Source organism: Vallitaleaceae bacterium 9-2 (assembly GCA_038396585.1).
Taxonomy (GTDB): domain Bacteria; phylum Bacillota; class Clostridia; order Lachnospirales; family Vallitaleaceae; genus UBA1351.
On record CP121691.1, the window covers coordinates 3,001,557 to 3,025,976 of the forward strand.

The window sequence follows — 24,420 nt, forward strand, 5'->3', positions numbered from 1 at the left end:
CTATTAAAAAAACTTAACTTATACGCAATTGGTACGTACAAGTTAAGTTTATCATTGATTTTCTACTTTGTAAAGTCTTTATTCAGCACTTTATCTAATATGCTACACCTTGTGCATACATTGCTTCAGCAACTTTCATAAATCCAGCAATATTAGACCCAATCACAAGATTGTTGTCTTCGCCAAACTCTTTTGCCGCTTCACTTGCTGATTTATAAATATTCACCATAATATCTTGTAATTTTGCATCAACTTCTTCAAAGCTCCAAGAATATCGCATACTGTTTTGGCTCATTTCTAAACCTGATGTTGCTACTCCACCTGCATTTGCCGCTTTTCCAGGACCATAGACAAGTTTATTGTTAATAAAAATCTCAACTGCATCTGGTGTTGATGGCATATTCGCACCTTCACCCACTGCAAAACATCCATTATCGACAAGCATCTGCGCTGATGCACCATCAAGCTCATTTTGTGTTGCACATGGAAGTGCAATGTCACATGGAATACTCCAAATGCCTAAGCACCCTTCTGTATATGTTGCACTCGGATGATCCTTGACATATTCTTTGATACGTTTACGTTCAATCTCCTTGATACGCTTAACTGTATCTAGCTTGATGCCTTCTGGGTCATAAATATATCCACTTGAATCACTAAGTGCAACCACTTTTGCACCAAGTTCTTGCGCTTTTTCTGTCGCATAGATTGCTACATTTCCAGAGCCTGAGATGACAACCGTTGATCCCTCAAAGGATTTTCCTTTGATATCTTTCATTGCTTCATCCATAAAATAGCATACACCATAGCCTGTTGCTTGGGTTCTTGCAAGTGAACCACCATAAGTTAATCCTTTACCTGTTAAAACTCCGGTAAATTCATTACGCATTTTTTTATACATTCCATACATATAACCAATCTCACGAGCACCTACTCCAATATCTCCTGCTGGGATATCTGTATTTTCTCCGATATATCGGCTCAGTTCAAACATAAAGCTTTGGCAAAAACGCATGATTTCCCCATCAGATTTTCCTTTTGGATCAAAATCACTTCCACCTTTTCCACCACCCATTGGTAAACTTGTCAATGAATTTTTAAAGATTTGTTCGAATCCTAAAAATTTAATGATTCCTAAATTAACGGATGGGTGAAAACGCAGACCACCTTTATATGGACCAATTGCACTATTAAACTGCACTCTAAATCCACGATTAACGTTCACTTTTCCTTGATCATCAACCCAAGGTACTCTGAACATAATTTGTCGTTCAGGTTCAATCATTCGTTCAAAAATACCGGCTTCAACATATTCCGGATATTTTTCTGCAACCGGTTCTAACGATTCAAGAACCTCTTGAACAGCTTGTAAAAATTCCGGTTCGTTAGGATTACGCTTTTTTGCTTCATCCATAATGTACTGAAGATTTTTCATATAATTGCCTCCACTTACTTGTCCTATTGTTTATACCTTTAACGTGTTACCTTTTTATTGTATCAATATGAATGGATTTGTCAATCAAAATTGCAAATTTCGTTATTTTTTTTGCAGCAAATCAGCTGTTGTGTCTGAATATCAGAATATAACTCTAAGCTCTCAAATTCAACAACTTTAATCACTTCTGCCCATGCCTCATCCTCGATAAACCGAGAAAGACGCTGATTCTTTTCACTGTTGATTAATGCAAGATTAACCTTGACACCTTTCATTCCATCAAATAATGCGCAATAAAAAATGTCTGACTCAACAATATCTTGAAAAAAATGACTTCCATAGGATAACTCCGGCATAAGTCCTTCGATAGCCATCTCACACAAAACATCCATATAACATATGTCCTGAAACTTAACCGGAACTCCCAGAGATGGCGTTGTTGTTCCCCAGCGTCCAGGGCCCATCAACATGACAACCTCTTCTTTTAAAGCTGTATTGAGTTTACCAATCACTCTTGCGACCTGGTATTTGTCTTGCTGGGATAGAGCTAAATATTTATCCGGATCTATGTAAATTACCCATGCAATCGGAAGATAGACATTACCTCCCATAAAATTACCTATACTTTGAAATAAACAGGACTGATCTTGAACCATTTTAGGCATTGCCACAGGTTCTCCAATAACTTTTGTCTGTAGCGGTCGACATTGAACAATATTAATCTGATAGTCTGTCGCCTGATTAAAATTCGCAGTAAATTCAATATCCACCGGATAATTATAGACATCTTCTATGACCGTCATCATATGTTGCATCGTCATCGCAAAACGTGTTTGATGAAACAACTGCTTTAAATCCAAGATATAGGGCTCTGGAATATTTTTCAAACCGGATTCTCGAATCCGACGCCGCACCTGTTGATCGACTCGAAAAAACAATGCGCTCTTCGTTCTAAAGTCCATGGTTTGTAACGATTCCATAGGAACCGTCATCAATTTGTTTTCTGAGACAGATAACAAATCTACATAATGCTGAGAATATTTTTTTTCGTCTTCATAGTTCATCGGACTCATTTTATCCGGTTGATCTAGAGAGACAATCTTTGCATAATCTCCTTCAATACGGTCAACAGCTCGCGTTCCCAAACCAAAGACAATCCTTAGCATGCCCGCATGAATATCCATATCCTTGTTCCACACATAGAGATTCGTTGAATGTCCAACGCCGGCAACATGAGGGAAAAAATAATCCCCATAAAAATCCCCTGATACTCGCTGAATCAAAATCGCCATCTGCTCATCTTCACGATATAATCCCCGTGTTTTTCTATATACCAAAGCACTTTCATTCATTGCACTGGCATATACTCGACGTACCGCATCCATAAAGGCGTCAAAACGTTCTTCCCTTGTCCCTTGATTTGCGCAAAAAACACTTTCGTATTTTCCCGCAAATGCATTACCAAAGTTATCTTCTTGTAGGGAGCTGGAGCGAAGAATGATCGGTGATTGCCCAAAGTATTCAAGTAACTGGGTAAACTTCTCTTTGATATTATCCGGAAACTCTCCGTGCATTAACTTTTGCTTTAGCTCTTTTCCATAGCTATAGTAAAATTCATCTGTTTTTTGTTGGGTTCGAAGCTGCCACCATCCATTTTGTACAATATATGTATAAAATACATCTGATCCAAGGTAAAACGAATCATGAGACTCTAATTGTCTGATCACTTCCGGTGCACATTCTTTTTCGATAATTTTACGTGCCAAGAGCATCCCTACACTTTTCCCGCCAATATATCCTGTTCCGATAGTCCTTGATTGAATCTCCAATATATCTTCAAGGCGCATATAGCGCTGGCACAACTGAAGCATTCTAGAGTCTTGTCCAATAATTTTTGCCATGAGGTGGTTACGAAGTGCCTGCTTATCTTGAGGCGAATCTTTAAGATGCTGTCTTGCTTCGTTAAAGATTGTGTCCCAATAATCCAAGCGCTCTCCACCAAAAGGAATGGTTGAAAAAATCATGGATGCTTCAGCACTAGAGGTTATAGGCACCACCTTTTCCCCATCCACATGATGCGGGAAAAACATTGTCGGAGAATAGCGCTTCCATACTTTTAGCGGATGCACATAAAACTGCGCCTCAACTTGATAGGCATCTAAAAGCAGTTGAGTTGTCTCTCTAATGGTCGCAATGGTTGTAAACGTATGGACATTGCGAATAAGCCCAAAATAGGCAACTGTATCCAGTTCATAGAGAAAGGGGCACGTTACATGAAAAAAGTTCCCAATCATCAAATCTGAATACCAATTTTCCAACAGTTCCGTTAGTACATCAAAAACGTAAAACGTCTCCTTGCCTTCTTTTTCAATGATTCGATAGACATCCGTTGCAAAGCTTTCAAAGCCACGCTCAGGATCCACTGTATAGCGTTTAACTTTTGCTATGCCTTCTTTAATCAATGGAGGGTGCGAACCAAAACGAACATAAACAAGCCTACGCTTGTCCTCAATGGCTTGATCCACAAAGGCTTTAACGACACGTTGATAGCTAGAAAATGTATCGACTTGCCATACCACATTATCTCCGATGCGCAACCCATCAATTGCTGTATCTAAGCCAAGAATACCTGTTTTAACGCGTGCACCCATTCCATCGCCTCCTATACTTTTAATGTTCTACATACATCTAGTATACCACTTTAGTGCATCTTGTGGCGATCTATGTCCCGATAGGCCAACATATAATTAATCCCCGAGACAATGATACCGCCTCCAATAAAGTTACCTATGGCAACCAGCAACAAATTATAACTGATTTGCCCCATCGTAATATTCCCGCCAGCAAAATAGGCTACAAATAGATAATACATATTTGCAACCACGTGTTCTGTTCCACTAAGAACAAACACAGTAATCCCCAGCCAGACAACAACAACTTTTGCAATCTCTTCTCTACAGCTATAGGCTAGACACACACTGGTAGAAACAATTATATTACACAAAATACTGCTCATCAATAATTCGCCCGGAGTCATGTGTACCTTGTGCAAGGCTTTTTCAAAAAACAACTGTAATGTTTCTTCGTTAAAGATTTGTGCACCGATGGATAATTCTGCAATAAACACCGCCCCAATTAAATTAGCAAATAAAATAAGGCTAAGTATTCTAAGGGTTTTACTAAAATTTGTTCGTCGATCATAGACTGCAATCATTACCATGCTGTCACTGGTAAATAACTCTGCCTGCATCAACAAAATGGCGATGATTCCCAGCGGGAAAACCAAGGCTCCTAAAAAAGCACCTAAGCCGGGATCATTAACAGATGCTGCCACTTTAAAATACCCAATTGCACCTATAGCAATATACATTCCTGCTAAAATACCTTGAATCAATAAAATTATAAACCGTTTATTTGATTTTGCTTTACTTTGTGTCAATATATATTCCGTCAACGCTTTTGGACCTGAATAGATTTTTGCCATGACATACCTCTTCATTGTTTTTTGCATACATTATACCAAAAAATCAGCAATCCGTCATCTTTTGATGACAAATCACTGATTTGAGTAAAATCTCTATTTTTTTTTGCCGACTAGGCTTTTTTACTATGCATATTACGTGTCTTCACATCAAAGACAACTGCTGCTACAAGAACAAGTCCACGGATAATATATTGATAAGATACACCTACATTCATGAGGTCCATTCCTTTTGTTAAGGACATCATAACAAGAGCACCAATAATTGATCCTGTTACCTTCCCAATACCTCCGGTCGTTGCTGTTCCACCAACAAATGCTCCAGCGATAGCGTCAAGTTCAAATCCCATTCCTGCTGTTGGCGTTGCTGATTGAAGCCTTGCCGTAAACAAGATACCTGATAGCCCCGCCATCAGCCCCATCGAAGCAAAGACAATATAGGTTACAAACTTTACATTAATCCCTGATAACGCTGCTGCTTCGGGATTTCCTCCGACTGCATATATATGGCGTCCAAGGGTTGTGTTATTGGTAATGAAGCTATAGACAAGCACAACGATGGCCACAATAACAGCTGTCCATGATAAGCCTTTAAAGCTTGCCAACTTCCAAATAAAGAACATAACAACTGCTGCTACAATAAGTAGTTTTGCTATAAACGCCGGCAATGGAGCAACATGCAAATTATATGCCTGTTGTTTTCTTCGTGAGATAGTAGCCATTGTCGCAAAGACTAGTAAACCAACCACACCAATAATAATTGTTAAGACATGAAGTCCTTCTATGTTGGCAATATCTGGAATATATCCGTTTCCAATTGCATTAAAGCTATCGTTTGCCGTAAAAATCGTTGCACTGTTGGTCACACGAATAAGCATCCCACGAAACATAGTCATTGCTGCAAGTGTCGCTACAAATGCAGGTACTTTAAGATTGGCAACAAGTGTTCCTGTCCACCCGCCGATGATAATGGCTCCACCAAGCATTGTAATAATAATAACAAGCCAAATGGGTAAACCATATGTGGATGTAAGTATGGCTGCAACAGCCCCAAGAAATCCACACACATAGCCTATAGATAAATCTATGTGTTGAATAATGATAACCAAAGTCACACCAACTGACAATACTGCAATATAACCTGTCATATCAATAAGATCCGACAACACTCTTGGGGTTAAGAATAACCCGTCTGTCAAACGTGTAAAAATAAGCATAATAAATCCTAATGCAATATACATACCATAATCGCGTATATTCTCTTTAATTGCTTGTGTAATCGTATTTAACATATTCTAATCCTCCTAAACCGTTGCCATTTCCATGATTTTTTCTTGTGAAGCTTCCGTAATATCCAACTCACCTGTCAAACGGCCTTCAGCCATAACATATATTCGATCACTCATGCCAAGTACTTCCGGCAATTCAGAAGAAATCATTATAACGCTTAGACCTTGAGCAACAAGTTCATTCATAATGGTATATATCTCATATTTTGCTCCCACATCAATTCCTCGAGTTGGTTCATCAAGGATTAAAATGTTGGGCTCAACAAACAACCACTTAGCCAGTGCTACTTTTTGTTGGTTTCCTCCACTTAAATTACGAACTTTTTGTTCAATGGACGGGGTTTTTATGTTCATGGATTCACGATACTTTTCTGCAATTTGAATCTCACTACGCTTATTCACAACTGTTGCTTTAGAAATCGCTTTTAGATTTGCGACGGTAATGTTTTGCTTAATATCTTGCATCAAGATAAGGCCATTGCCTTTTCTATCTTCTGATACATAAGCCAAACCATGATTAATCGCTTGTTTAGGTTGAGTTAGCTTCACCTGCTGTCCTTTGATATACATATCACCGGTTATGAGATAGTTTTTTGAATTGCCAAATAAACTGTGGGCAAATTCTGTACGTCCAGCCCCCATCAGCCCAGCAATACCTACAATTTCACCTTTACGCACCTTAAAATCCGCTTTTTTAACTACATGACGTCCTAATTTACGGTCAAAGGCTGACCATTGTTTGACTTCCAGCTGAACATCTCCAATGTTTTTTTCATCGCGTTTAGGAAAAATATCATTAATCTCGCGTCCAACCATATATTTAATAATATCACGTTCATTAACTTCACCTTTATCTGCACTTAATGAACAGATTGTTTTTCCATCACGTAATACCGTGACTGTGTCTGCCACAGCAATAACTTCTTTTAATTTATGGGAAATCATTATAGAAGTTATCCCTTGTTGTTTTAGATCTTTGAGTAACTCCAATAAATTCTCACTATCGTCTTCATTAAGCGCTGCTGTCGGTTCATCAAGAATTAACAGTTTGACATCTTTGCTAAGCGCTTTTGCTATCTCAACAAGTTGTTGTACGCCAACACCTAGGTCAATAATTTTTGTCGCCGGATGCACATTTTTCACTTTGACTTTTTCCAACATTTTTGACGCCTCTGCCCGCGTCGCATTCCAACGAATAATTCCTTTTTTATGGATTTCATGACCCATAAAAATATTTTCATATACGGATAAGTCAGGAATCAAAGCCAACTCCTGATAAATAATGGCGATTCCTTTTTTTTCACTATCACTAATGTTTGCAAACTTTTGCACTTCATCTTCGTACAATATATCCCCTGAATAATCTCCGAAAGGATACACTCCACTAAGCACTTTCATTAATGTTGATTTTCCTGCTCCATTTTCCCCAACCAAACAATGGATTTCACCTTTTTCCACTGCAAAATTAACATTATCCAAAGCTTTTACCCCTGGAAATTCTTTGGTTATATTTCGCATTTCTAATATATTTGCCATACACAAGCTCCTATCAACTACAATCAAAATTTATAATAGTGATGGGCCAAAGCCCACCACTACTACTATCAAATTCTACGATTTCTTATAATCCACTAAATTCAGAAGAATCATAATATCCTGATCCGATAATTGTATCTGCAACATTATCTTGTGTTACTGTAATTACAGGAATATCCATTGCTGGTACAACGGTTGCGCCATTGTCATACTCACCGTTTGTTTTAATTGCATTGCCTTCTAAAACTTCTGTTGCTGTTAAAATTGCACCGTTTACAAGGTCTCTAACGTCTTTAAGTACCGTCATGCTTTGTTTTCCGTCAATAACATATTGTACTGAAGGAATCTCAGCATCTTGTCCTGTAATATAAATTTCAACACCATCTTCTTTTGCAAATTGGTCATAGATTGAACGTGCTGTTCCATCGTTTGGTGCTAAAATATATGTTTTTCCTGTTGGAGGTGCTGCAGTTATGTGTGATTGGGCTTTAGATAAAGCTACTTCTGGTTTCCAGTCTGTTGTAACTTGTTCAATTATTTCGCCCATTTCTTCACGTGTTAACATTGCTTTGTCTTTGTATTCAACTGCTTTGGTTGAGTTCATAACTTCAAATGTTCCATCAGCAATTTTTGGTTGCAATTTATTCCATGCACCTTCAAAGAATAAAAAGGCATTATTATCTGTTGCCGCACCTGCATATAAGTATAATGCATTGCCAGTTGTTCCATCTTCTAATTGATCTAATAAATATTGACCTTGTGCTTCCCCAACATTTACAGAGTTAAATGTAATGTAATAGTCAACCGCCTCTGTATTGGTTACTAAACGGTCATAAGAAATTACAGTAATCCCTTCTTCTTTTGCCGCTTGAACCGCTGCTGCTGCCGCATCTCCATCTTGTGGTGTAAGAATCAACACTTTAATTCCTTTAGCGATTAATGTTTCAACATTTTGTTTTTCTTTGGCTGAATCCCCTTGGCTAAAAAGTACTTCTACATTATAGTTTGTTTTTTCAATCGCTGCTAAAAATCTCGCTTCATCTTGTACCCATCTTGGTTCTTCTTTTGTTGGTAATACAATACCGATATCAACGCTACCGTCTGAGGAATCTTCTTGTTCCATCGTATCGTCTGCTGTATCATCTGTCATGTCTTGTGACTCATCCGTCATGTTGGAATCTGTGTCTGTGTCTTGTGGCTCATCACTTCCACAGCCTACAAATGCAAGTACACTAAGTACAAGTGTTAACGCAAGTAATACAGATACTAATTTTTTCATATTCTACCTCCACTTATCATATAGATTGTTATGTTCCCCCAGTGTTGAGCACAACGTCTAACACTGTTAAGTTCATTATAAAAAAAAAGAGACTATATAACCATGACTGTGTCTCTTAAATGCCATGACTATTTTAATCTCTTCAATAATTTTTGAATTGCTATCTGTATTTTTTTAATACTAAATTTGTGCTAACTAGACTTTACGCTTTTTCTAACAACGCGCATATTTTACAAACCCATCATCAACAATCTGCTTAATTCGACCGGTCTCATGAAGATATTCCACATAACAACGTAACATTCGAAATACGACGTTATATTTATAAACCGTGGATATATGTATATCATAAGCCTTTACAACTGCCTTTAATATATCTTCCATGGTCATATCCTTTGTAATTAGACCATATACATTTTCTGCCTTTGTCTTATAAAAATCAATGTTTTGTTCAATTAAACCACTGATGTCTTGATATACCTTTTTATGGGTCACAATATAATAAGAGCACTTTAGATTTTTCAAGGCTTGTTTGCTTTGAAGGTCTTGTTCAAGAACAAAAGAAAATGGCAACTTATACCCTTCCATGACTTCCTTAGATATCAATGCATCCGCTAGATAAGCGACATCATCTGGTGTAATCACACAGGTTAATGCCATACTATGACCAGGCGCTGGAAACAACTTAAACTTCACCCCATTTAAATACACACTTTGCTGTTCTTTAAACAAATGGATATCCGTCTCACAAACCATATACCCATAATGCGCTTTGATATCTGATAATGACTGAGTTTGGGTATTATAATACATCTTTAAGTTCATAAGGGAGCTACAGTTATTCGCCTCTTCTTTTGGCATAGCGATGACACATCCATACTTTTCTTTAAGTTTTGCATTATTACCTATGTGATCTGCATGAGCATGGGTTCCTATAATTGCCACCGGTTTTAAGTGATGGGTTTCAAATACTTGAATGATTCCCTCCAATTCATCGGGCCACCCTGTATCAATCATGATGATCTCTGTTTCATTGATTTTATAAAAAGCCAAATAGGACATGCCTGTATCAATGATATATGTATTACCTTTTATTTTTTTTACGTCCATTCAAAACTCCTTATTTTTAGTATCAGGGCTTTCCATCACTGATAAAACGCTGCCCCGGATTTTTATCAAAGTATTCTATGTAATTATACATACCCACATTATCGACATTCATTTCACTGGCCCGAATCCTAGGAATACTTAAAGCGCTAAATCGCTCATCATGAGGTGAATAGGCGGGATTCCACCCTACATTTAATACTGCAATATTTTCATACGTTTGATCTTCATGTGTTCCAGCTAACAATAATTTTTCCAGCACGTCATCCGATGGCCGTTCTCCATAAGGAAGCGCTAATGTATTGACCTTATAGTCTTTTATTCCAATCAACTTTTCAAGATCTGCCGCTTGCTGACCAATAGCTTCTTGAATCCCTAGAGAATCAAGCTTTCTTAAACTTGCATGGGCTAATGTATGGTTACTTATATCCATACCAGCTTCAATCACGGTATCTACTTTTTGTTTCTCTAGTTCCGGTTCATCAAATACCGTCGGACCATCTGCAAAAAAAGTTGCTTCTAATGGAAAATCCGGATGCGCTTTGTGAAAATCCATAAAAATGCCCACAAAGGAATCCGGAGCAATTTCACCATCTTCCGTATAGAAAAAATTGTTTTTATTGGTATCATCCACTGTTATAACGACCGGCGTATATCCTGCTTGTGTTGTAATATTACCCGACGCATAGTCTTTTAAACTAATAGGACGATACCCTTTTTCATAAAGTGTGTTAAGGTCTTTTTTAAAATTCTCCGGTGTTCGCGTCCATGTCGCTTCCTCTGAACCGATGTTATGGTACATCAGTACCATAACACGACCCATTTCATTTGGAACCAAACCTAACGGAAAATCTTCCGGATTCACCCACTCTAACTTTGGACGGACAATTTTAAACACACCATCTTCCATGATGATTTTATATTGGGCGCCCACCAGTTCAGCATTACCTGATGTAGAACTATAGGTCACATCTACTTTGGCTGTATAGTTTTCATCATCCACTTTCTCAACACTGAGAATGTCAAAAGATTCAACTTTTATTTTAGATGTATCTAAAGCTTCCGCAAAATCATCATAGTCTTCTTCACGCATTTGTTTTGGCGTCAAAAGATAAACCTGACTTTTTCGATCATAACGCTCTGCTGTTAGATAACGATCAAGGGCTTGTTCAGCTGTTCGTCCCACCATATCTTGTCCTTCTTTTGGAAAGGCTTCACCGACTTGGTCATGGTAGAAGAATATCATCGGATCATACGTATTACCCGCATCCCAAATAATATATTCATCAATACCAAGTTCTGTAGCTGCAATGATTTGTTTGGCAATTGTATTCGCATCATAGTTAATATTGCCTGGAATCCATCCTGCTGTAAAACCTTGAATCCATGGTCGAATAATTCCCGGTGTTTTTTGGGCACTATTACGTTCAATCGCTTCTTGGAGTGCAATCCGTACCACATCATAAGGATGCTGGTCCGGCACTGCAAAACCATAGACATTTTCTCCATAGTGACTTGGATAAATCATCGGACATATATAATCTGAAAGGTTTGCCATCTTACGCCAAGTTTGACCTATATCTTCTGGATGATCATCCCATGAACGACTTGCTTGAGCAAATACATCCACAGATATATGAACATTGTAAGGTTCTAGTGCATTGTTTGCATATTTTAGAAAATCTTCAATCCCTTCGTCTTTGTCTCTAAGATTGCGCTCTGGAAAATGTGTAATAGGATTGTATTTTGCTGCATTGTCCGGAAAACGCACATAGTCATACTGGATTTCCTTAAATCCACGAAGTGCAGCTTCTTTAGACACCGCAACGACATAATCCCATACCACCGGATCAAAAGGATTCACCCATGCTGTTCCATTTTTATCACGATATGTTCCTCCAGCATTTAACTGAATCGTATGCTCTGGAACAACCTCAGCATAGTATGGATCTTTAAAAGCAACAACACGTGCTATACTATAGATATCTTGTTCATCCATATATGTTAGTAAACGCTCATAGTCTTTCATTGGTGCATTCTTATGGCTGTCAATGTCTTGCACAAGTTGAATATCACTTTTCCACCCAACATGTCCATGATCATTTTTGACATCAATAACAAGGGCATTGATTTCTGTCGCCATACAAATGCCTAAAATCTCTTCAAGACGGTTCACATCGCTAAGACGTGCTTGATCTATTGCTTCTGTTGTCTCACCCGCCATATATCGAATATGATCGGCATAGAGTTTAATATCTTCTTCATCAAAATTAAATCCTGCAATATTGCTTGTTACATAAAGCGCTTTTGCTTTTACAGTTTTTAACTCTGGGTTAAGATCTTCAATGGATTGAATTTCTGGAAGCGGAACGTAGTATAAACCATCATTCGCTTTATTCTTAGCATCTTGCTCTTGCTGTTTTTCTACAGCTAATGCCAAGATTTCTTCTTCAGTTGGTTCCGGTTCAGGCTCCGGTTCTGGTTCAGGCTCTGAATTTTGACTGTCTTCTTGCGTACCCTCATCTTGGTTTGCGACTTGATCACTCTGCTCTGCTTGTGTCTGAGACGTCGCAGGATCATCGCTATCCGAAGTGTTACTGCATGCTACAAAAAAAATACTAATTAAAACTAATACCATCATCGAATAAATTTTTTTCATTATACATCCTCTTCGCCATTCTTTTGTCATTGTCTAAGTTGCTTGTCTTATTTAGTCTAACATATATACTATGAAAATCAATATGTTTTTTCTATTCCCGATAGACGTCTTCTCTTAGATGAAAGCCATCCTCTATCACGGTTTCATCTAGCGTTTCTTTTGTAACTGAAAGTACATCGAGTTGAATATAAGGGATATTGCCTTCTCCATTATATATAGTCCGCTCAAAAACAGGTTTTTCCCCTTTTGCAAACTCAATCGCCAGTTCAACTGCTGATTGTGCCAACGTTCGAATCGGTTTATAAACTGTCATATGCTGCGTGCCTTCAACAATGCGCTGGCATGCAGATATGTCTGCATCATGTCCTGCTACGTAAACCTTCCCAGCCAGCCCTTCCTCTGCAAGGGCTCGAATTGCAGCCTCTGCCAGGCGATCATTCGCGCCAATAATAGCATCAATCTCTTGATTTTCATCGAGCAAGCGATTAATCAAATCATAAGCCGGTTCTTCACGCCAATCTTCGGCATAGATCTCAGCAAGAATATTGATGTTACCTTTTTCAATTTCAGGTGTTAAGACATTCATATATCCTTCATTAAACATATATGAGTTGTTATCATCGGGCGATCCGTTAATAATGACATAATTGCCTTTAGGCACCTTATCCACGAGTTCTCTAGCCATAAGCTCTCCGACTTTTACATTGTCAAAGGAAATATACGCATCAATGTTTGTATTGCGTATCAATCGATCATAGGCGATAACTTTAATGCCAGCTTCTCTCGCTTTTTCAATAACATCTGACAAGCCATCACGATCATATGGCACAATCACTAATACATCTACTTTTTTTTCAATCATTAACTCAATCTGCTGAATTTGCGTCTCATTATTTTCATTGGCATTATAGACCAATACTTGAGCCCCTTGTTTGGTTGCGTTCGCACGAAATATTTCTTGGTCTCGTTGCCACCGTTCAATAACAAGATTGTCCGAAAGGTAACCTATGGTAATATTTTCTTTATCTGCTCGAACTTTATCTTGGTGATTTTTGTAAAACACTATCCCAAGTGTTCCCACAATAACCACACTTAAAATGATGATGAATATCTGTGTCTTTTTTTCTTTAATTTTCATCTTACCCCACCTTACTTGTAATCTGTTGGTGTTACTCCTACAAGCTTTTTAAATAATCGGCTAAAATAGTTCGGATCATTATAACCAATCTCATAACAAATTTCTTTGACAGAATATTTGTTGGTTTTTAGCATCTCCTTCGCTACATCAATTCGTTTTGAACGAACATATTCTACAAAAGTAACGCCTATTTCTTCTTTAAAAATTTTGCTAAAATACTGCGGGCTTACGGCCACCTCCTTTGAAATATCATTAAGTCCAATCTCTTCATTATAATGTTGGTCGATATAGTTTTTTGCTGACATGACAATATCTGAAATATGTTGTACATGGGTTTCTTGAAGTAAGCGTGTAATATACTGAATCTTTCCTACACACCAATGTACAAGCTCTGAAAAACTTTCCATTCTGCGAATCTCTGTTAGGTATGTTGAGTACCCAACTTTGGCTTCATTCAAATTGTTTTTGTAAGATGCGCTTAACACCATAACCATTAATTCCATTGCAATGCTTACAATATCCCCCAAATCATTTTGAAACTTCACGCGGATTTTCCCCAAAAAATCTTGAACTTCTTTTGCGACAAGTTCCTCGTTACCACTTTCCATCAATTGCACGATATAGTTTTCATCTTCTTTTATATCAACGTAGGTATATTCTTTTTCACTGCCTTCATGCGCAAAGATATCATTCACATGTAAAATCTCTTCGTTGGCATTTCTTGAAAGAGCTTGGTTGGCTTCTTCCAGTGAATTTCTAATCTTATCTAGTCGATAACACGAGCCAATCCCCACACAAATATGACTATCTACATCATCACGCACACTATCTATGATGGTTTGTGCCAAATGAATCGCTTTAATACGCTGTTGATATTCGTTATCGGTTTCATCTTCTAATACAATGACAACCATACGGTTAATCACTAAGGGACCAACAATCGATTTGCACTTGTATTTGATTTTGTTTTGAACTTTTGGGTAAAATGTTTGCCCTTTGACCCCTGCTCCAATTCTGTTGCCTATTTTATCATCGTCGTCTTTTTCACCAAACTCAAAAATCATGACATAACCATAATCTTGATTAATCGTAAACAGCTCCTCATAACGGACCAATTCTTCACGATAATCGGTGTTTAGCAACAAGGAATATACAAATCCATGCTCAAGGACAGGTATGATTTTTTCTAATTTTTCTCTATTTTCAATTTCAACCGCTTGTTGCTTTCGCTCCTCATCAATCTCTTGGGTCAGCTTCTCCAAAACATTGAGAAGTTTTTCTTGATTAATGGGTTTAAGGATATATTCGCTGACTCCAAGCTCTACGGCTTGCTTTGCATATTCAAACTGTTCATAAGCAGAGACAATCACAAAACGAATGCTTGGATAGCGTTTTTTAATGGTCTCTATCGCCTCAATTCCATTAATGCCGGGCATTTTTATATCCATCAAAATAATATCCGGGCTTACTCGATTGCTCGCTTCAATCGCTTCGCGTCCAGAGCTAGCAGTTGCTACAATCTCTATATCCGAAAAATTTTCTTCAATAATAAACTTAATTCCTTCTAATACAATCGGTTCATCATCTGCAATCAGTATTTTATACATCGACACCCTCCATATTCAGCGGGATTTTTAATGTTATCTTGACACCTTTTCCTAATGCGCTCTCAATAAAAAACAGTTCCTGTTGATGGTAAAATAATTCAAGTCGGTCACGCACATTTTTAATGCCGATTCCTGAGTTATTCGAAAAAATATCCTCAAGTTTTTCCTTAGACATTCCAACCCCTGTATCTTGAACAAGAATTTCAACATATTCTATTTTTTTATGGACTTCAACTCGAATTTGTCCTCCCTCTTCGAGACCGCTAAGTCCATGAATATAGGCATTTTCAACGAGAGGCTGTAAAATCAACTGCGGAACTTTGACATGCACAGCATCTAAATCAATGTCAAACTCAAATTGTATACGCTTGCCAAAACGGACCTTAAGAAGTTCATAGTAATCCTTAATATTATTAATCTCTTCTTCCAATGTACAATGGGTGTCCATTTTTTGTATATTATATCGAAAAAGTCGTGACATGGTCTCCAAAAAATCTCCGGTCTTAGGTGCACGTTCAAGGATAGACAACTGTACACCTGCATTAATCGTATTAAACATAAAATGTGGATTAATTTGTGATTGAAGCGCATATAGCCTAGCATTGTCTAATAGATGTTCCATTTTAACATTTTTTAGCTGCTCATCTTTAAGTTTTGCTTCTGTTTCTGCTTGTTTTTTCATTTCATCCACATATTCACTAATACTATTTTTCATCTTATTAAATGCAGCCGCCAGCAGTAGGAACTCGTCTTCAGAATCCACATGAACATCATCTGTCTGAAAATTTCCTTTTGCAATTTCTTCTGCCGCCTCTGACAAGTGGGTGATTGGACGAACCATACGTGCTGTAATGTAATAGACGACCGTAAACGCTAATAAAACAAGAATAATCACTATAATGTATGTAATGGATTGAAGCAATCGAATTTGATTCACCAAGTCAAGATAAGACTTTGAATTTCGATTAAGTTGCATGTTGTTAAGTTGATCTATATAGTCAAAAATATGTCCCTTGATGCGTACACTATATTCATAATGTTCGTAATATTTTTCTACATTTCGAAGCCGTTTGTATCCAATGGCTTCGTTGCTTTCATTAAGATACGCTTCAATAAGGCGAACAATATTTTTCATCATCAAGTCTTCTTCATTATATATTGGCTCATCAACTTGACCTATATCCTCTTGCAACTGATCGACACCTATCAAGTAATTATTTAATCGTGTTGAACTTTTTGATGTCAAAAAACCAAGCAAATCTGCATCAAGGCTATTCATTCTTGATTCTACCTGTGAAAGATAAATATGTTTTTCAAACATTCCTTGAATTTCTCCTTTGTATCGTTCCATAATACTTAGAGAATACATACTTAATAGAGCCATTAAAAGGATAATGCCTAATGAGTACATCATCATATTATTTTTGATTGAACCGAATTTACTGAGTTTTGGCATTTTCTTCACTCTTTTCTCGCAAAATCGTATCCACATTGCTTTGCTCAATCACCTGAATGGATGTGTTAAAGTAATTACTGACAAACGCACTGGTCTTATACTCATAAAAAGCATCAATAACTTTTTCTCCAATGTCGCGATAATCTGTTACAATAGATGCTTCGATTATATTTCCTTTTTTAATACTTTCAAGAATCTCTACCTCATCTCCATATCCAATAAGGCTCACTTGACTGACAAGATTATTATCCACAAGTACCTGTACGACACCTAATGTGTTGGATGTATTTGTACAAAAAATACCGTTGATGTCTGGATTTGTTTTCATTAAATTCGTTGCTATAATTTCAGCGCTTAGAACCCCTTCTTCTGTATATAGAACATGTTCTAGGGAAATATCTGGATACTTCTTTAGAATATCTTTAAATCCTAAAACCAAAAGGCTGTCATCAATATCCGGATATTCTTCATAACTTCTAGGTTCAATAACGGCTATTTTCCCAGAAGTACCTACAGATTTTATCATCGCTTGTGCCGCAATCTCACCAATTGTATAACGATTAACTCCGACGTATGTAATTCGCTGACTCGCTGGCAAATCTTCATTCATCGTAATTACCGCAATACCCTCCGATGACAACTTGTTAATCATGGCAATCACCTCTGCATCATAATATGCATGGATAATTAAACCATCGACCTGATTATATAAGGCTAATTGCATGTTTTCTAAAAGCTGGTCCCGATAGTTTGCCCCTTCGATAGAGATAATCTCCGTTGCCACACGGTACTTTTCACTCTTTGCATCAACACCACGTATGAACTCTTCACTATAGGCTTGATTCGCCCCATCCAAAAGAATCATTACATGATACGTTGCGCTTTCATTTTCTCCCCAATAATATTCATCTGTTGATGATTTGGTTAACTGATAAGATATATAAAATCCAGCAAATAAAGCCATACTAAGTGAAACCATCAATATGCCCATGACCCAAAAGAATATATGTTTATTTTTGATTTTAGTTAACATAGATCCGCTCCTTTATTCAAGCACTTCTTCTATTCTATCATGTTATCGTATAACAAAATTAATCGATATTAGCATTTTTTTATGGTATGATATAAAAGCTATATTTATATATTAGGAGATGCCTATGAATTTTACAATTATCCATCAGGAAAAAAAACTACCCTCTTTTTATTCTAATGCCATCAAAGAATATCACAAACGCCTGCAGCGCTACTGCAAAATCCAACTGATTTCGTGTTCTTCTGATGCCGCTATTGCCAAAAAAATGGCTGCATCTGCCTATATCATCGGTATATCCGTGGATACTTCCACCTATACCTCCGTTGATTTTGCTCACTACTTATCCCAACTTGGAATTAGCGGGCACTCTCGCCTCACCCTTATTATTAATCCCTCCGATGCTATCTTAAACCAGTGTAACGCCCATATCGCACTCTCGGCGTTAGTTAATGAACCTGGTGTTATCCTCACCCTTTTATTTGAACAAATCTATCGAGCATATAGAATCAACTTAAACCAAGCTTATCACAAGTAATCTCTTATTTCCGCTATTTTTTGAACAAGAATCAAGCGCATCAATTGATGCGGAAACGTCATCTTTGAAAAAGAAATCGCTGTATTGGAGCGTTTTAACACCGCTTCACTGAGTCCCAATGACCCGCCAATAACAAAGCAAATTCTGTCTTTATTGGTTTGACCGGCTTTTTTTATAACTTTTATAAAAGCATCTGTTGTCACTTCTTTTCCTAATATCTCTAAGGTAATAACATACATATCGTCTTTGATCACACGTAACAGCTTTTCACCCTCATGGTCTTTGACCTGTTCTTCCATTGCAACGGATAGATTTTCCGGTGCCTTTTCATCATCCATCTGAATAATGGATACGGGTATCGTCTTTTTAATCTCTCGTATATAATGTTCAATCCCAGTCACCAGGTATTTTTCCTTGATTTTGCCTACACATACAATTACTATTTCCACACAAACCTCTTTTCACTTGCTTGTTTAACTATTGGTTTAACTGCTGGTCTAACTTAAGCTGTCGAATAAATTGAGCTGCTACCCGGCCAGACATTTTTCCGTGTCGCATCGCAAAGATTCGTGCCTCCTTCAAGATCAACTCTTCATCCATCTGGACACCTTCTTTTTTTACCATGGATTGTACCATGAGAAAATACTCTTTTTGATCTAGATTTTCATAAATTAATGTCAGTCCAAATCGATCCGATAGGGAGGTCATTTCTTGAATGAAATCTTGAAGATGAATATCGTTTTCCCGTTCGGTACGAATTTCTTTTATCAGGTGACGTCGGTTTGATGTTACATAAAAGACAATATGGGAAAAATCATCTAAAATACTGCCTTCAATAAAAGATTTTAAAAACTTATACTCGTCTTCATTGGCTTCAAAAGATAAGTCATCAATAAAAATAATAAACTTGAACCCCTGATTTTTTAAAGTATTTAGAACTTTAGGCAAATACATCAATTGTCCTTTTTGCATTTGTATTAAGCGTAGACCTTGATGCGCAAAAAGCTTTGCCACTGTTTTAACCGAAGTCGATTTCCCCGTCCCACTTCCTCCGACAAGAAGCGCATGTTGACTTGCGTAGCCTTCAACAAAAGCTTTTGTATTATTATACAAGGCTTGTTTTTGCCTTTCATATAAATATATCTGCTCCCACCCTAAGGTAACAACACTTTCAACCCCTGAAAATTCAAGTGTATCCCCTTGAACTTTTACCAAAAATCCATGGTCAAAGCTAAACTGACCCACACCATATGTTTTTAGGAGCTTCACAAAAGCTTCTGCTTTTCCTTTTCGCTCTCCTTCTTCGAATGTTGCAAAAAAATTCAGATAAATCTGTAGGGCAGGCTTCAACTTATTGTTGGATTCTTTTTCCATCTTTGCCAATATATAGCGTTCATCTTTCGATTGTCTTGCCAAGGCTTTTAAGTCGAGGGATAAGATATCAAAAAGAATGGTCAAATCATTGTCTACACAACTGAGTTGATAAGCACTTAGGCTCTCTTGATGAATAAGTTGCATCACTTTTTCTTTTGCATCATGAATCATATGAAAGAGAATGTATTCCGAAAAATTTTGATTTTTATCTAAAAGCAAACGAATAAGTTCAAAGTATTTATCCTGTTTTTCTGTCGCTTCAATAAGCTGTTTGACACAAATAAGAACAGGGTCCTCTATTAGATAGTCAAAAATTGTTAACTGGTTTAATTTTAATTGCATCGCTCGTCTCCTTATGCCTTAATCATAGTACTTTTATTATATACGTCTCCTGCTAATCCTACAATATTACATTTATATTAAAATGCGCAAAACAACTAGTTAATAAAACAAGTTTTTGATATGATTAGATTAATATACTTGAAAGGGAATGTGAAATGAAAATTAACTGGAATCGAAAATATAATACTGTCGCTGTCTACGTTATTCTTGTTTTTTTAATTTGCTATGGCATTTATAAAGTCACCAATAGTTGGGATCAAACCAACACTGCTTTTAGTGTTATTCTTAAAACACTGTCACCGTTTATCTATGCATTAACCATCGCCTATTTTTTGGACCCTCTTGTTCAAAGAATTGAATTCACCTTTTTTAAAAAAATAAAAAGCGAGAAAATCCAACGTGGTCTTTCCATTTTTTCAGCTTATATTGTTGTTATCAGTTCCATTGTTATTCTCCTTTCTTTTATCGTACCGCAACTTATCTCAAGTGTCCAGGAAATCGCAAAGCTTCCCGGTATTTATCTACCAATGATTGATAAGTTTTTAAGTCAAGATACGCTACCCATCTTTGATACAGATTATTATATCGATATGACTTTTATCAACCGCTATTTCAACGATAACATAAAAGAAACTATTGCCTCGCTTTCAAATATGGTACAAAACTTTGCCCCAAAAATACTTACCTATCTCTCAAGTTTTGCGTCAGCGCTTATGAACATCCTTCTTGGGTTTATCATCGCTATCTATCTCTTGTTAACTAAGGAATCCGGACTACGTACAGCAAGAAAAGTTGTTCTGGCTATTTTCCCTGCAAAGCACGCCATTAACCTGATCAACCTTGGAAAAGAAAGTAATGAGATCTTTATCAACTTTATTATTGGAAAACTTTTAGATTCTTTGATTATCGGTATCATCGCTTTTGTGGTTTTAGTTATCTTTAACTTTCAATATGCGCTACTACTTAGTGTCATCATTGGCGTAACGAATATTATTCCATATTTTGGACCTTTTATCGGCGGTATAATCGGTTTTATCTTATTGTTATTCATCAATCCGGTTCAAGCAATTTGGTTCATGGTTTTTGTTCTGATTTTACAACAGTTTGACGGTAATATTCTAGGTCCAAAGATTTTAGGGAACTCTACAGGTTTATCTCCTTTTTGGGTTATTTTTGCAATTATCGTCTTTGGAAAATTCTTCGGATTCGTCGGAATGTTTATCGGTGTTCCCATTGTTGCCGTTCTAAAAAATATCATCACACGACAAGTTGATCGACTATATGATCAACGAATGAAAACATTATAATTCTAATTAAACTTTTTCACTTAAAAATGAAAAAACAGACTTATTCACATCAAATTTTCTGAAAAATCAAGAAAATTGTGGATAAGTCTGTTTACTGTGTGGATTACTTGTACGATTTTTGAACATTTTCGCCTATTTTAGGATTTTTAATCCACAATTATCATCGCTTGACTTCCCATTGATTCCCAGCCACGACGAAAATCTTCTTTAGGTTTTTTATCAATTCGAGCTTTTGAAGGGTCACTATAATACACATGCTTCTCATCAAATCCCATGACAACAACACTATGTTCTTGATATGTTACTTCCATATAACCCGATGGCGTCTTCCACACTTGTTTGCTGTGGTCTTGTACTTCTTGATAACGATTTGGCGTTATAATTAGCACGGGCATATCATTGGCTACTAGGCCTAGTAATTGTTCAAAACTTATACCACTGACTGCCTTTGCCCGATTTGAGACATATTTTTCTGCAAGTTCTTGGATCGGCTTAATATAGACACCTAATCCCGGTTTTGATGTGTCGGATGCACTACCCGAAAACTCCAAATGCATGTCCGCAAAATGAACAAACCCATTTTTAATTTCATAATTATCGGGTGAAGTCTTAACCTGAGCATTTAATGTGAGTTTTGAGGGTGCATCATCTACATACCGATTCAATAAAATACTTAATGCCGTCACTTCACATCCTCTTGGAAGCTCAGGGCGCTGAGGAATAATTATAATGTCATCTAAGTAAACCTGTTCTCTTAAATCTTTATTGTTAAATATTTCTGTCAATTCACCTGAATTGTTTTTCACATTATACTTCCAATGATAAATTGTATAGTCTTTTTTGTTTTGCCCATATATAAAAGCTTCATCTAGGTTTATCGTATAGTATTGTGTGCCTTTTATATGGTCTGAAACAACATAAACATCTAGAGGAGGCATCTTTCGAAATTGAAAATAATCATTGTCCTTATATGATGTCGATACGCTCACCGCGTGAACCATTGCAGCTTCTCTAACTTTTGAACTAACAATCACCGGACTTTCCAATCGCTCCTGTCCATTTTTCACCGGAAAATCTAGGTACACATATTCCTCAACATCCATAAAATGTACACGTGAGTTTCGATAGCTCTCAGCTTTGGCTACATGCATGGTCATGATATCCACTTTATATTTATTTTCTGTATCATCTAGATAGATATCGCTAAAGTAATACCCCTGTCCATAATCCGATGCATCGTATGTTTTTATCCGGTCCCCTTGTTGATTATATTGGCTGATTGTATGATATGGGAATACGACATTACCGTTTAGATACTCGTATGTATCTTCAATCGCATATTCCCCAACAAAAATCTGACCTTCAATAACATCCAGCAGATGCTTATAGCTTCCTAATTCGAACAGATTGGTATAATGCAGCTCGCGTCCTGACAGATCCACAATATGTATGGTATTGGTATATTTATCCCTGTTATCGTCCCAATAAATAAGTCCATTGTCTCCATCCAGCTTGCCTTTAATAAATGTCTCGACGTAGGAAAATTCTTGTACATCAAAATCCAGTCGATATAGCGACTGTTCATAAAGGATGTAAAGCATACGTTCCTGACTATTATAGTAAAACATTTCATTAAGCTTCGTTGCCATTTTCCGATAATCCTCAGGATTTTCAATCATCCCTAAGGAATATAGTATGGGTTCTTCTTGCAAGTCATATCTATAAAATGCAATACCACTACGCCCGTAATTTGGACTCGCATCTTGAATATATCCATAGACTAAAAAATGCACTTCACCTTTATTCGAGACTTCAAATATTTCTATACCATGCTCTATACTCTCATCATAGATATAGTCACTATTTAATCGATCTAAGCGATATACCTCATACATCATTTCTGCTTGTGTATCATACAAGTAGGCTTCATTAGAATTGTAAATCACTTCAAAACGATTATTCGGACTTTTTATTATTTGACGATTCTCTCGCTCACCAAATGCTCCCAAATACCATCCTCCATGCTCACTAGAATAGTAATAGCGCTGTTTTTCTTGAACGCTACTCTCTAATGCTTCTAACGTCATGGTCTCATAATCAACTGCAAATTTTTTTACGACATCCAGTGAATGAAAGCCCGTATCTTCTCGTTTAGCTCCCACATAGTTCACCTGAATATACATCTGCTGATCTTGATTAGACTCAATACGCAATTGTTCTATTCCCATAGGCATAATTCCAGCTGTGGTGTTGAACTTCTCAAGCTCTTCATGCACATAGGATATTCCCAAGCGGTTTTGACTTTTCTCAACATATAAAAAAGGAAGATAGTAGTGAACCTTTGTATCTTTGCCCATCGTTTCAATATTGATATAATAGGTATCGCCTAGCAACAAATTAATATTTTCACCTGTGGCGATATGATATAGCCCATTGTCCGGTATCACTTGACTGGTAAATATCATCTCATTTTTTTTATTATAAATAGATACATCAACCGGATCTTTACCAATCCATGTTGATGTATCTTCGGTTGTAAATGTAAAGCTTAACCCAGAAGGATCCATTTGAATCTTCTCTTTTGAAAAGTTCTCAAATCCTTTTTGCGTTAAGTTGCCGAAAGTTGGTTGATACAAGCTTTCTGATTCGTATACCCACAATACCGGAATCTTACCATCACCTGTGGCTGACGCATGTATAAGTTGATTGCTGCTAGCATCATCATTTTGACATCCGCCTAAAGCAAGCAATGATACCATCATTATGAGTAACAGTTTATTTATTCGCATAGCAAGTTCTCCTTATAGTTCTCCTAAATAAAACATACTACTTTATATATCGA

Annotated in this window: 17 protein-coding genes; 2 read left to right on the forward strand and 15 right to left on the reverse strand. The window is 37.0% G+C overall.

Going from position 1 to position 24,420, the window contains the following annotated elements; translation table 11 throughout:
• Positions 1-94: 94 nt before the first annotated feature.
• The 12 genes from gdhA to QBE53_13915 all read right to left on the reverse strand — a co-directional run bounded on the left by gdhA (position 95) and on the right by QBE53_13915 (position 18,020).
• Positions 95-1,435, reverse strand: a complete 1,341-nt coding sequence (gene gdhA, locus QBE53_13860; protein WZL80871.1) for an NADP-specific glutamate dehydrogenase — start codon at positions 1,433-1,435, stop codon at positions 95-97.
• 80 nt (positions 1,436-1,515) lie between these two features.
• Positions 1,516-4,086, reverse strand: a complete 2,571-nt coding sequence (locus tag QBE53_13865) for a PEP/pyruvate-binding domain-containing protein (GenBank protein WZL80872.1) — start codon at positions 4,084-4,086, stop codon at positions 1,516-1,518.
• 50 nt (positions 4,087-4,136) lie between these two features.
• Complete coding sequence (locus QBE53_13870; protein ID WZL80873.1) at positions 4,137-4,919, reverse strand: formate/nitrite transporter family protein; 783 nt, start codon at positions 4,917-4,919, stop codon at positions 4,137-4,139.
• Positions 4,920-5,029: 110 nt separating this feature from the next.
• Positions 5,030-6,208, reverse strand: a complete 1,179-nt coding sequence (gene gguB, locus QBE53_13875; protein WZL80874.1) for a sugar ABC transporter permease — start codon at positions 6,206-6,208, stop codon at positions 5,030-5,032.
• 12 nt (positions 6,209-6,220) lie between these two features.
• Positions 6,221-7,741: a sugar ABC transporter ATP-binding protein gene (gguA, locus tag QBE53_13880; protein WZL80875.1), complete on the reverse strand. Its 1,521-nt coding sequence runs from the start codon at positions 7,739-7,741 to the stop codon at positions 6,221-6,223.
• An 85-nt stretch (positions 7,742-7,826) separates the two neighbouring features.
• Positions 7,827-9,020, reverse strand: coding sequence for a sugar ABC transporter substrate-binding protein (chvE, locus tag QBE53_13885; GenBank protein ID WZL80876.1), 1,194 nt, complete (start codon positions 9,018-9,020; stop codon positions 7,827-7,829).
• Between the two features lie 213 nt (positions 9,021-9,233).
• A complete protein-coding gene (locus QBE53_13890) occupies positions 9,234-10,130 on the reverse strand; it encodes an MBL fold metallo-hydrolase (protein WZL80877.1) in 897 nt (298 codons plus the stop codon).
• 22 nt (positions 10,131-10,152) lie between these two features.
• Positions 10,153-12,786, reverse strand: coding sequence for a putative glycoside hydrolase (locus QBE53_13895; protein WZL80878.1), 2,634 nt, complete (start codon positions 12,784-12,786; stop codon positions 10,153-10,155).
• A gap of 91 nt (positions 12,787-12,877) precedes the next feature.
• Positions 12,878-13,924, reverse strand: a complete 1,047-nt coding sequence (locus QBE53_13900; protein WZL80879.1) for a substrate-binding domain-containing protein — start codon at positions 13,922-13,924, stop codon at positions 12,878-12,880.
• Positions 13,925-13,935: 11 nt separating this feature from the next.
• Positions 13,936-15,531, reverse strand: a complete 1,596-nt coding sequence (locus QBE53_13905; protein ID WZL80880.1) for a response regulator — start codon at positions 15,529-15,531, stop codon at positions 13,936-13,938.
• Positions 15,524-16,987: a histidine kinase gene (locus tag QBE53_13910; protein WZL80881.1), complete on the reverse strand. Its 1,464-nt coding sequence runs from the start codon at positions 16,985-16,987 to the stop codon at positions 15,524-15,526. Before QBE53_13910 ends, QBE53_13905 begins: the two co-directional genes overlap by 8 nt.
• Complete coding sequence (locus tag QBE53_13915) at positions 16,971-18,020, reverse strand: substrate-binding domain-containing protein (GenBank protein WZL80882.1); 1,050 nt, start codon at positions 18,018-18,020, stop codon at positions 16,971-16,973. The genes QBE53_13910 and QBE53_13915 overlap by 17 nt, the downstream gene beginning before the upstream one ends.
• A gap of 124 nt (positions 18,021-18,144) precedes the next feature.
• On the opposite strand from QBE53_13915, the gene QBE53_13920 reads away from it, so the two are divergent.
• Positions 18,145-18,555: a 23S rRNA (pseudouridine(1915)-N(3))-methyltransferase RlmH gene (locus QBE53_13920; protein ID WZL80883.1), complete on the forward strand. Its 411-nt coding sequence runs from the start codon at positions 18,145-18,147 to the stop codon at positions 18,553-18,555.
• Here the strand turns inward: QBE53_13920 and rlmH are convergent.
• Positions 18,546-19,004, reverse strand: a complete 459-nt coding sequence (gene rlmH, locus QBE53_13925) for a 23S rRNA (pseudouridine(1915)-N(3))-methyltransferase RlmH (GenBank protein WZL80884.1) — start codon at positions 19,002-19,004, stop codon at positions 18,546-18,548. The two genes, QBE53_13920 and rlmH, sit on opposite strands and share 10 nt — an antisense overlap.
• 28 nt (positions 19,005-19,032) lie before the next feature.
• Positions 19,033-20,271, reverse strand: a complete 1,239-nt coding sequence (locus QBE53_13930; GenBank protein ID WZL80885.1) for a DUF815 domain-containing protein — start codon at positions 20,269-20,271, stop codon at positions 19,033-19,035.
• 155 nt (positions 20,272-20,426) lie between these two features.
• Here QBE53_13930 and QBE53_13935 point away from each other — a divergent pair, with 155 nt between their 5' ends.
• A complete protein-coding gene (locus QBE53_13935) occupies positions 20,427-21,578 on the forward strand; it encodes an AI-2E family transporter (protein WZL80886.1) in 1,152 nt (383 codons plus the stop codon).
• Positions 21,579-21,724: 146 nt separating this feature from the next.
• On the opposite strand, the gene QBE53_13940 is transcribed toward QBE53_13935, so the two are convergent.
• Complete coding sequence (locus QBE53_13940) at positions 21,725-24,367, reverse strand: C39 family peptidase (GenBank protein ID WZL80887.1); 2,643 nt, start codon at positions 24,365-24,367, stop codon at positions 21,725-21,727.
• Between the last annotated feature and the right edge of the window lie 53 nt (positions 24,368-24,420).

Excerpts from the sequence above, each read along its gene's own strand:
- gdhA (WZL80871.1), bottom strand. The coding sequence starts at position 1,435 with ATGAAAAATCTTCAGTACATTATGGATGAAGCAAAAAAGCGTAATCCT.
- QBE53_13865 (WZL80872.1), bottom strand. The coding sequence starts at position 4,086 with ATGGGTGCACGCGTTAAAACAGGTATTCTTGGCTTAGATACAGCAATT.
- QBE53_13870 (WZL80873.1), bottom strand. The coding sequence starts at position 4,919 with ATGGCAAAAATCTATTCAGGTCCAAAAGCGTTGACGGAATATATATTG.
- gguB (WZL80874.1), bottom strand. The coding sequence starts at position 6,208 with ATGTTAAATACGATTACACAAGCAATTAAAGAGAATATACGCGATTAT.
- gguA (WZL80875.1), bottom strand. The coding sequence starts at position 7,741 with ATGGCAAATATATTAGAAATGCGAAATATAACCAAAGAATTTCCAGGG.
- chvE (WZL80876.1), bottom strand. The coding sequence starts at position 9,020 with ATGAAAAAATTAGTATCTGTATTACTTGCGTTAACACTTGTACTTAGT.
- QBE53_13890 (WZL80877.1), bottom strand. The coding sequence starts at position 10,130 with ATGGACGTAAAAAAAATAAAAGGTAATACATATATCATTGATACAGGC.
- QBE53_13895 (WZL80878.1), bottom strand. The coding sequence starts at position 12,786 with ATGAAAAAAATTTATTCGATGATGGTATTAGTTTTAATTAGTATTTTT.
- QBE53_13900 (WZL80879.1), bottom strand. The coding sequence starts at position 13,924 with ATGAAAATTAAAGAAAAAAAGACACAGATATTCATCATCATTTTAAGT.
- QBE53_13905 (WZL80880.1), bottom strand. The coding sequence starts at position 15,531 with ATGTATAAAATACTGATTGCAGATGATGAACCGATTGTATTAGAAGGA.
- QBE53_13910 (WZL80881.1), bottom strand. The coding sequence starts at position 16,987 with ATGCCAAAACTCAGTAAATTCGGTTCAATCAAAAATAATATGATGATG.
- QBE53_13915 (WZL80882.1), bottom strand. The coding sequence starts at position 18,020 with ATGTTAACTAAAATCAAAAATAAACATATATTCTTTTGGGTCATGGGC.
- QBE53_13920 (WZL80883.1), top strand. The coding sequence starts at position 18,145 with ATGAATTTTACAATTATCCATCAGGAAAAAAAACTACCCTCTTTTTAT.
- QBE53_13930 (WZL80885.1), bottom strand. The coding sequence starts at position 20,271 with ATGCAATTAAAATTAAACCAGTTAACAATTTTTGACTATCTAATAGAG.
- QBE53_13935 (WZL80886.1), top strand. The coding sequence starts at position 20,427 with ATGAAAATTAACTGGAATCGAAAATATAATACTGTCGCTGTCTACGTT.
- QBE53_13940 (WZL80887.1), bottom strand. The coding sequence starts at position 24,367 with ATGCGAATAAATAAACTGTTACTCATAATGATGGTATCATTGCTTGCT.